8 protein-coding genes are annotated in these 7,408 nt (G+C 65.7%); 7 read left to right on the top strand and 1 reads right to left on the bottom strand.

What is annotated here, in order from left to right; all coding sequences use genetic code 11:
* Positions 1 to 6: 6 nt before the first annotated feature.
* Positions 7 to 735: a response regulator transcription factor gene (locus DPV74_RS37205; protein WP_059649778.1), complete on the bottom strand. Its 729-nt coding sequence runs from the start codon at positions 733 to 735 to the stop codon at positions 7 to 9.
* A 189-nt stretch (positions 736 to 924) separates the two neighbouring features.
* Between DPV74_RS37205 and recA the strand changes: the two genes are divergently transcribed.
* The 7 genes from recA (at position 925) to DPV74_RS37170 (ending at position 7,364) form a co-directional block, all read left to right on the top strand.
* Positions 925 to 1,995, top strand: a complete 1,071-nt coding sequence (recA, locus tag DPV74_RS37200; protein ID WP_021160193.1) for a recombinase RecA — start codon at positions 925 to 927, stop codon at positions 1,993 to 1,995.
* A complete protein-coding gene (gene recX / locus DPV74_RS37195; RefSeq protein ID WP_060174913.1) occupies positions 1,995 to 2,864 on the top strand; it encodes a recombination regulator RecX in 870 nt (289 codons plus the stop codon). The genes recA and recX overlap by 1 nt, the downstream gene beginning before the upstream one ends.
* 146 nt (positions 2,865 to 3,010) lie before the next feature.
* Positions 3,011 to 3,619, top strand: coding sequence for a DUF2889 domain-containing protein (locus DPV74_RS37190; protein WP_060083079.1), 609 nt, complete (start codon positions 3,011 to 3,013; stop codon positions 3,617 to 3,619).
* Positions 3,620 to 3,687: 68 nt separating this feature from the next.
* The gene (gene sucC, locus DPV74_RS37185; RefSeq protein ID WP_119338995.1) at positions 3,688 to 4,854 is read left to right on the top strand and encodes an ADP-forming succinate--CoA ligase subunit beta; all 1,167 of its coding nucleotides are present in this window, start codon (positions 3,688 to 3,690) and stop codon (positions 4,852 to 4,854) included.
* A 68-nt stretch (positions 4,855 to 4,922) separates the two neighbouring features.
* Entirely contained in the window at positions 4,923 to 5,804 is an 882-nt protein-coding gene (sucD, locus tag DPV74_RS37180; protein ID WP_006477916.1) for a succinate--CoA ligase subunit alpha, read from the top strand.
* Positions 5,805 to 5,965: 161 nt separating this feature from the next.
* Positions 5,966 to 6,670 carry a TerC family protein gene (locus tag DPV74_RS37175; protein WP_027789215.1) on the top strand — a complete coding sequence of 235 codons (705 nt, stop codon included), beginning with the start codon at positions 5,966 to 5,968 and terminating at the stop codon, positions 6,668 to 6,670.
* Positions 6,671 to 6,767: 97 nt separating this feature from the next.
* Positions 6,768 to 7,364 carry a pilin gene (locus DPV74_RS37170; RefSeq protein WP_119338994.1) on the top strand — a complete coding sequence of 199 codons (597 nt, stop codon included), beginning with the start codon at positions 6,768 to 6,770 and terminating at the stop codon, positions 7,362 to 7,364.
* Positions 7,365 to 7,408 lie beyond the last annotated feature (44 nt).

Here is a 7,408-nt window from a genome sequence, read left to right as displayed (position 1 = left end):
CCGGGGTCAGCGCAGCGGCGTGCCGGCCACCGCGGGCTGGGGCGCGGCCGAGTCGGCGGGCGTGGCCGGCGCCGCCTTCTCGAGGCAGTAGCCGAGGCCGCGCACGGTCGAGATCCGTACGCCGCTGGGTTCGATCTTCTTGCGCAGCCGGTGCACGTAGACTTCGATCGCGTTGTTGCTGACTTCCTCGCCCCATTCGCACAGATGGTCGACGAGCTGCTCCTTCGACACGAGCCGGCCGATCCGCTGCAGCAGCACCTCGAGCAGGCCGAGCTCGCGCGCGGAGAGGTCGAGCACGCGATCGTTCGCATACGCGATGCGGCCGACCTGGTCGAACGCGAGCGAGCCGTGGCGCACGACGGTCGGGCCGCCGCCCGCACCGCGCCGGGTCAGCGCGCGCACGCGCGCCTCGAGCTCGTTGAGCGCGAACGGCTTGGCCATGTAGTCGTCGGCGCCGAGGTCGAGCCCCTTCACGCGCTCGTCGACGCTGTCGGCGGCCGTCAGGATCAGCACGGGGAGGTTGGAATTGCGGGCGCGCAGGCGCTTGAGCACGTCGAGCCCGGACATTTTCGGGAGCCCGAGGTCGAGGATCAGCAGGTCGAACGTCTGCATCGACAGTGCCGTATCGGCATCGACGCCGCTCTTCACGTGGTCGACCGCATAGCCCGATTGGCGGAGTGACCGGGTGAGGCCGTCCGCGAGTATGCTGTCGTCTTCCGCGATGAGAATTCGCATGGTGCTGACCGATGGCCGGCGGGGCGTTCGCGCCGGCCGGCTGTCTCCGAAGTTATTCGTGTACAACGCAGCCTGCATTGCGGGCTTGCACAAAACACTGTTTTTTTATACAGTGTCTGCATTCGTGGGCAGCGCTTGAAAGCGGGCGCGCCTCTGACAGACGCTGCTCATCATAGCAAAGGACGATTCATGGAAGATAGCAAGAAGGGCTCCGGGATGACCGCCGAGAAGAGCAAGGCGCTGGCCGCCGCGCTTGCCCAGATCGAGAAGCAGTTCGGCAAGGGCTCGATCATGCGCATGGGCGACGGCGAGGCGGCGGAAGATATCCAGGTCGTCTCCACGGGTTCGCTGGGTCTCGACATCGCGCTTGGCGTCGGCGGCCTGCCGCGCGGCCGGGTGGTCGAGATCTACGGCCCGGAATCGTCCGGTAAAACCACGCTCACGCTGCAGGTCATCGCCGAGCTGCAGAAGCTGGGCGGCACCGCAGCGTTCATCGACGCCGAGCACGCGCTCGACGTCCAGTACGCGTCGAAGCTCGGCGTGAATGTGCCGGAGCTGCTGATCTCGCAGCCGGACACCGGCGAGCAGGCGCTGGAAATCACCGATGCGCTGGTGCGCTCGGGCTCGATCGACATGATCGTCATCGACTCGGTCGCGGCGCTCGTGCCGAAGGCCGAAATCGAAGGCGAGATGGGCGATTCGCTGCCGGGCCTGCAGGCCCGCCTGATGTCGCAGGCGCTGCGCAAGCTGACCGGCACGATCAAGCGCACGAACTGCCTGGTGATCTTCATCAACCAGATTCGTATGAAGATCGGCGTGATGTTCGGCAACCCGGAAACCACGACGGGCGGTAACGCGCTGAAGTTCTATGCGTCGGTGCGTCTCGACATCCGCCGGATCGGCTCGATCAAGAAGAACGACGAGGTGATCGGCAACGAAACCCGCGTGAAGGTCGTCAAGAACAAGGTGTCGCCGCCGTTCCGCGAAGCGATCTTCGACATCCTGTATGGCGAAGGCATTTCGCGTCAGGGCGAGATCATCGATCTCGGCGTGCAGGCGAAGATCGTCGACAAGGCCGGCGCCTGGTACAGCTACAACGGCGAGAAGATCGGCCAGGGCAAGGACAACGCGCGTGAATTCCTGCGCGAGAATCCGGAAATCGCGCGCGAGATCGAGAACCGCATCCGCGAATCGCTCGGCGTCGTCGCAATGCCCGATGGTGCAGGCAACGAAGCCGAGGCGGTGGACGAAGAAGAGTGATGGTCGGGCGCCGAGGTCAGGCTGGCGAGCCGGAGGAGAGCGACGCGCCCGAAGCGGCGGGTCGTCCCGGCCGGCGAGCCGGATCCTCGAGCGCCGATCGGCGGGTCGCGGGCAGCCATGCCGCGAACCGCACCGCGACGAGGGCATCCGACGATGCCCTCGTTTCGTTTGAGATTGCCGCACCGGACGATCCGTTCGACGACGATGAATCGTTCGACGCGCACGACCGCTCCCGTCGTCGCGTCTCCGGTGTCAGTTTCCCTGGCGATCGCACAGCCGATGCGTCGGCGCCGGCCAGGGAAGATGTCTACACGCGCAGCAGCCAGCATCCGCGCCGCACGCGTCGAGCGTCGGGTGCTTCTGCCGGCACGTCTTCCGGTGATGCGCCCGCCGCCGGCGAACGTAAATCGTCGAAGCCGCCGCGGTCCTTGAAGGGGCGTGCGCTTGGCTATCTGTCCAGGCGTGAATACAGCCGCGCGGAACTCGCGCGCAAGCTCGCGCCCTACGTCGGCGAAGACGAATCCGTCGAACCCGTGCTCGATGCGCTGGAACAGGAAGGCTGGCTGTCCGATGCGCGTTTTGCCGAGAGTCTCGTGCATCGCCGCGCGTCGCGTGTCGGCGTCGCACGCATCGTCAGCGAGCTGAAGCGCCATGCGGTCGGCGACACGCTCGTCGAGGAGGTGAACGCGCAGCTTCGCGAGACCGAATGGGCGCGTGCGCAGGCGGTCTGGCGCAAGAAATTCGGTGCACTGCCGCAAACGCCGGCCGAGCGGGCGAAGCAGGCGCGCTTTCTCGCCGCGCGGGGCTTCTCGAGCGCGACCATCGTGAAGTTGCTGAAGGTCGGCGACGATTTCCCGATCGACGACTGACCGTGCCGATCGCGCGCGTGGCGCGCGATTTTGCTGCAACGCAACTGCTTCCGGACAGGCGGGAATACCCGCCGTCGCGTCAAAGTGTCTCAAATACCCAATATGCTAAAATCCGTGGGTTTTCCTCTTCGGCCTCAACCTCCAGCATGCCGCTATCCGAGCCCGTGCCCCGTCAGTTGCGACATCGACGCGCAATCCGAGCGGAAGCTTACGAGCGCGGCGACGGCTTGTGGGACATCGAAGCCTGCCTGACCGACCACAAGCCGCGCGATGTCGCGCTTGCGTCGGGCATCCGGCCCCAGGGCCTGCCGATCCACGAACTCTGGCTGCGCGTGACTATCGATCGTGACCTCAATGTCGTCGACGCCGAAGCGTCTTCGGAATGGGTTCCCTATCCCGGTCACTGTCAATCCGCTTCCCCCGCCTATCGGGCCCTCATCGGGCTCAACCTCTTCCGCAATTTCCGCCGCAACGCGAACCGGCTGCTCGCCGGCGTCGCAGGCTGTTCCCATCTCACCGAACTGTGCGCCGTGCTGCCGACGGCAGCGATCCAGGCGTTCGCCGGTGACGTGTGGAACGTGCGCGAGGAGGGCGGCGAAGGGCCGGATCAGGGCGACGTGCACGCCGAACCGCCTTTCCAGCTCGGCCGCTGCCGGGCGTTGCGGTTCGACGGCGAGGTCGTGCGGCAGTATTACCCGCGGTGGTATGGCCCGCTTCGGCCGGATTTGCCCGGTGATGGCAGCACGAAGGAATGAACGGAAATCATTCGAAGAAGCGTCTAAAGCGACTTTTCATCCAACTCTCAGACTGAAGGGAATCACGCATGAAGATTCACGAGTACCAGGGTAAGGAAATCCTGCGGAAATTCGGAGTCGCGGTACCGCGCGGCAAGCCGGCGTTCTCGGTTGACGAGGCCGTCAAGGTGGCAGAAGAGCTCGGCGGCCCGGTATGGGTCGTGAAGGCTCAGATTCACGCGGGTGGCCGTGGCAAGGGCGGCGGCGTGAAGGTGGCGAAGTCGATCGAGCAGGTCCGCGAATACGCGAACCAGATCCTCGGCATGCAGCTCGTCACGCACCAGACCGGTCCGGAAGGCCAGAAGGTCAACCGTCTGATGATCGAAGAAGGCGCGGACATCAAGCAGGAACTGTATGTCAGCCTCGTCGTCGACCGCATCTCGCAAAAGATCGTGCTGATGGGTTCGAGCGAAGGCGGCATGGACATCGAGGAAGTCGCCGAAAAGCACCCGGAACTGATCCACAAGGTCATCGTCGAGCCGTCGACGGGCCTGCTCGACGCCCAGGCTGACGACCTCGCCGCGAAGATCGGCGTGCCGGCTGCTTCGATTCCGCAAGCGCGCGCGATCCTGCAAGGCCTGTACAAGGCATTCTGGGAAACCGATGCATCGCTGGCTGAAATCAACCCGCTGAACGTCTCCGGCGACGGCAAGGTCATCGCACTCGACGCGAAGTTCAACTTCGACTCGAACGCGCTGTTCCGTCACCCGGAAATCGTCGCGTACCGCGACCTGGACGAAGAAGATCCGGCTGAAATCGAAGCGTCGAAGTTCGACCTCGCGTACATCTCGCTCGACGGCAACATCGGCTGCCTCGTGAACGGCGCAGGCCTCGCGATGGCGACGATGGACACCATCAAGCTGTTCGGCGGCGAACCGGCGAACTTCCTGGACGTCGGCGGTGGTGCGACGACGGAGAAGGTCACGGAAGCGTTCAAGCTGATGCTGAAGAACCCGGACCTGAAGGCGATCCTCGTGAACATCTTCGGCGGCATCATGCGCTGCGACGTGATCGCGGAAGGCGTGATCGCCGGTTCGAAGGCCGTGAACCTGAACGTGCCGCTCGTCGTGCGCATGAAGGGCACGAACGAAGACCTCGGCAAGAAGATGCTGGCCGATTCGGGCCTGCCGATCATCTCGGCGGACAGCATGGAAGAAGCTGCGCAGAGGGTTGTCGCGGCTGCCGCAGGCAAGTAAGCGCGCTCAATGAATAGGTATGGCGGCGCGGCTTGCACGCGACGCCAATCGAACAGAGGTCAAAATACATGTCGATTCTGATCAACAAGGACACGAAGGTCATCACGCAGGGCATTACCGGCAAGACCGGTCAGTTCCATACGCGCGCCTGCCGTGAATACGCAAACGGCCGCGAAGCATTCGTCGCGGGCGTGAACCCGAAGAAGGCCGGCGAAGATTTCGAAGGCATTCCGATCTACGCGAGCGTCAAGGAAGCGAAGGCAGAAACCGGCGCGACCGTGTCGGTCATCTACGTTCCGCCGGCAGGCGCAGCTGCTGCGATCTGGGAAGCGGTCGAAGCCGACCTCGATCTCGCGATCTGCATCACGGAAGGCATTCCCGTGCGCGACATGATCGAAGTGAAGGACCGCATGCGTCGCGAAGGCCGCAAGACGCTGCTGCTCGGGCCGAACTGCCCGGGCACGATCACGCCGGACGAACTGAAGATCGGCATCATGCCGGGTCACATCCACCGCAAGGGCCGCATCGGCGTCGTGTCGCGTTCGGGCACGCTGACGTATGAAGCCGTCGCGCAGCTGACGGCACTCGGCCTCGGCCAGTCGTCGGCAGTCGGTATCGGCGGCGACCCGATCAACGGTCTGAAGCACATCGACGTGATGAAGATGTTCAACGACGATCCGGATACGGACGCAGTCGTGATGATCGGCGAAATCGGCGGTCCGGACGAAGCCAATGCCGCCGAGTGGATCAAGGACAACATGAAGAAGCCGGTCGTCGGCTTCATCGCTGGCGTCACGGCGCCTCCGGGCAAGCGCATGGGCCACGCCGGCGCGCTGATCTCGGGCGGTGCGGATACGGCCGAAGCGAAGCTGGAAATCATGGAAGCGTGCGGCATCACCGTCACGCGCAACCCGTCGGAAATGGGCCGTCTGCTGAAGAAGGCGCTGTAATATTTCCCCCTGGGTTCGTCCTGCAAAAAACGCCGGCCTAGCCGGCGTTTTTTGTTATGCTCGCGCAATGAATTCGTAAGCACCCACCGGGCATGCGTCGTGCATGTGCCGGCGATGAACCAGGCCGCCTGCCAGGCCGCCACTGTCCTGCACATCACCCCATGCTCGAATTCCTGACGTCGCTGCACTGGGGCGCCGTGCTCCAGATCGTCATCATCGATATCCTGCTCGGCGGCGACAACGCCGTCGTCATCGCGCTCGCATGCCGCAACCTGCCCGCGAACCAGCGGCTGCGCGGTGTTGTCTGGGGCACCGCGGGTGCGATCCTGCTGCGCGTCGCGCTGATCACGTTCGCGGTTGCGCTGCTCGACGTGCCGTTCCTGAAGTTCGGCGGCGGGTTGCTGCTGCTGTGGATCGGCATCAAGCTGATGGCGCCGGCCGCCGACGCGCACGACGACATCAAGCCGGCCAGCCGGCTGTGGGACGCCGTGAAGACGATCGTGATCGCCGACGCCGTGATGAGCCTCGACAACGTGATCGCGATCGCCGGCGCGGCCGAGCAGGCCGACCCGTCGCACCGGATCCCGCTCGTGATCTTCGGGCTCGTCGTCAGCGTGCCGATCATCGTGTGGGGCAGCACGCTGGTGCTGAAGCTGCTCGACCGTTTCCCGATCGTCGTGGCGCTCGGCGCCGGGCTGCTCGGCTGGATCGCGGGCGGCTTGATCGTGAACGACCCGGTCGGCGACCGCTGGCCGGTGCTCGACACGCAGCCGGTGCTCTACGGTGCGAGCATCGCGGGCGCGCTGTTTGTGGTGGCGATCGGTTACGCGCTCAGGCGGCGCAGCGGCGCACCGCGCGCACACTGACACTGGCCATCCGGCCGACTGCCGGATTCGCGGCCTGCTGGCTACGATCGAGACGCCTGCCTTTAACGGCAGGCGTTTTTCGTTTCCGGAGCCTGCCATGTTCGAAGCCTTTTCCGTTTCCCTGTTCCGTCGTGTTGCCGCCGACCTGCGGCGCGCAAACCGGTCGCCGCCGCGCTGGCGGCCGGCCGGCTTCACGCTGATCGAACTGATGATCGTGCTCGCGATCGTCGGCGTGATCGCCGCCTATGCGATTCCCGCGTACCAGGATTACCTTGCGCGCTCGCGTGTCGGCGAGGGGCTCGCGCTCGCGTCGTCCGCGCGGCTGGCCGTCGCCGACAACGCCGCGAGCGGCGCGGGCCTCGACGGCGGCTACAGCCCGCCGGCCGCGACCCGCAACGTCGAATCCGTCGCGATCGACGGCGAGACCGGCCAGATCACGGTCGCCTTCACCACGCGCGTCGCGGCGGCGGGCGCCAATACGCTGGTGCTCGTGCCGTCCGCGCCCGACAAGGCCGACGCGCCCACCGCACGCGTGCCGCTCAAAAAGGGCGCGATGCAGGCCGGCGCGATCGCGTGGGAGTGCTTCGCCGCCGGCAAGGACGCGTCGTCGCTGCCGGCGCCGGGAGCCGGGCCGTTGCCGGGCGATGCCGCGACGCTGCCTGCGAAATATGCGCCGGCGGAGTGCCGCGCGTAGTGCCGGCAGCGGAGCAGGGCGGCACGGGCAGCATGCCGGCCGCC

The sequence above is a fragment of the Burkholderia sp. HAN2018 genome, assembly GCF_024704855.1.
Taxonomy (GTDB): domain Bacteria; phylum Pseudomonadota; class Gammaproteobacteria; order Burkholderiales; family Burkholderiaceae; genus Burkholderia; species Burkholderia cepacia.
The sequence above is the reverse complement of the archived record's forward strand: the minus strand, read 5'-3'. Positions and strand labels throughout refer to the sequence as shown.